1 protein-coding gene is annotated in these 2,233 nt (G+C 43.8%); it reads right to left on the reverse strand.

Annotated elements, in window-relative coordinates; genetic code table 11:
• Window positions 1–271: 271 nt before the first annotated feature.
• Window positions 272–2,233 (reverse strand): putative barnase/colicin E5 family endoribonuclease (locus C6H04_RS07205; RefSeq protein ID WP_499797616.1); only part of this gene is annotated, 1,962 nt, incomplete at its 5' end.

Consider the following 2,233-nt stretch of genomic DNA (forward strand, 5'->3'; position numbering starts at 1 on the left):
TGAGGTAGGCCAACATGTCTAGCTCCTTACTAGGACGCACAGGGGGCTTGAGCTGGCATTTTACAGGCACATAGACCTTTTGATAGACCACTTGAGGGGTGCAGCCTAGTAAGAACAGCCCCCAAAGTCCTCCTAATACGCCTTTAAAGCGCACTAAACAAATGCCCCTTAAATCTTGGCGCATTTTCTAAATTCTGGCGTGCAATTTGCGCGTATGCGGCTGATTTCTCCACTCCAATAAAGGCTAAAGCTATCAAAAAGAATGGGCTCATCAATCACGCTCCATAGGATTGCTAGGCCACATAGAGGGCTTTTGCTCTAAATTTTGGGTGTATTCAATGCCACTTAGACTCAGTCTATCCCCTTTAAATTTCAACTCTAGCCATGTGGCACGCCAAACCTCGTTCCATTCTTTGCTAAAATCCCCCTTACCCACTAATAAAGTGGGCACGCCATCCTTATCTACAATGGTAAAAACCTCTGCCTCTTTGAGAATTTTAGGGACATCTTCAAGGATTTTGTATTGGGCTTTGTAGTGGTTTGCTAAGTCAAATAACCCACTTTCTACAAACTTTTTCATATTCTCATGGTTAATTTCAATCTTTAGCCCATTCTTGACCCCCAACTGGCTGGCAATCTCTTTGTGCTGCAATTTGCCTAAAATCACATGAAAGTCTGGGCGCAAATAAGGCCAATTTCTATCGTGCTTTTGCCCCTCAACTAAGGCCACAAAGATATTGTCTCCACCATACATCATCGTATGCTGGTAGGGTCTTCTGCCCTCTAAGGCATGGGTGATAGCCATATCGATGTGCAAAGTATCGCTTCTATGGCCTTTCATACGCGCATATTGGGCTTTGGGCTGGTGCAATCTTAAAACCCCCGCTTTCGTGTAACGCTTGCTTTCCGCCTTACGACGAGCTTCTTCAATGTGAAGATAGTGATCGTCTTGATTTTTAGAGGGAGTTATGCTAGTCTGCTCTTCTCCCTTTTGGGCAAGATGTCCATGCCTGAACCCTAACTTAGGGCTTGTAGATTGGTCGAAAGTCTCTACAGGGGGGTTTTTATATTCATACGCTGTAATCACCCAATTATTATCCCCTTTGCTAAACCAGCCTTTAGACAAGCCGACTCTAAATTCCCCTTGTTCTGTTGGACTAACGATTGTTTTAATGCCCGTAGGACTGATTTTAAGTTCTCCACTCTTAATTAAATACTCTAACCCATTAGCTAGTTTCTCGTGTATGCTTACTCCCTCAAAGCTCTCAAAGTCGCTAGCGTGTTTCTCTAGGATTTTAGATAACCCATAGGGTTTAAGGGGCTTGCCATTAGCCCCTTTCAAGCCTTTTAAATCTGTGGCATTAGCCCCCCAAATAAGGTCTATATACCCTAACCCCTCCCTATAAAAAGCCCCTGCTACCTGTCCTCTTTGCTCTTTTAAAAGCTTAGCCACGGCTTCCTTACCCTTGCCCTCAAACTCTGCAAAATGTTCCCCAAAAACAGGATTGGGTTCAATATGGGGGGTTTTAAGCGGGGGTTTGGTAGAGTTGGGGTTGGTGGTTTGTGGTGGCGCGTCTAAGTTGACACTAGGCTTGGGGCTTAGCGAGTCTTCGCTACCTTCAGGTAGTCGTGAGCTCAAACCACTCTCTTTAAAGATGGGATTGTTTTCTAACTTGCCATTCTCTTTATAAAAGGTTTTTAGCTTTAATTCGTTTTTCTTGGTGCTGATAGTTTCTACTATCAGCGTATACCCGTTAATTTGTTTGCCTGCAATTAAAACTTCTTGATTGTACTTATCCGTCTCCACCTTGTATCTGTCTGCATTATTCACAATGCTAGAGTAATCTCTGATGTCCTGTGATTCTATAGCTGGCTGTTTATTCTTGCTATGATGCACAGAATTCACGCCGTGATTCTTTTCTACATGCTTTAGCGTATCCCCATTAAAGGTAATCTTTACAGGGTATTTAGGGTCAAAACCCAATTCTTGTACCAACTCCTTTTCTTTTGGCGCAAAATCTCCCACCCATATCTTGCTATTACGCTTTTTGACTTCTTCTAAGACTTCTTGTGTGAGTTCTTCAGGCTTAGCTTTTCTCAAAGGCTTTCTAGGGTCTAGCAAGTCCTCAAGAGGTCGCTGGGCTTGTTCTCTAAGCTCTTTCCCCAACAACTCCTGCGCCTGCTTAGCCCTTTGTTCTAATTGGGGCAAAAGGCTGGCAACATTGCTCACTTC

Source organism: Helicobacter salomonis (assembly GCF_900197775.1).
Taxonomy (GTDB): Bacteria; Campylobacterota; Campylobacteria; order Campylobacterales; family Helicobacteraceae; genus Helicobacter; species Helicobacter salomonis.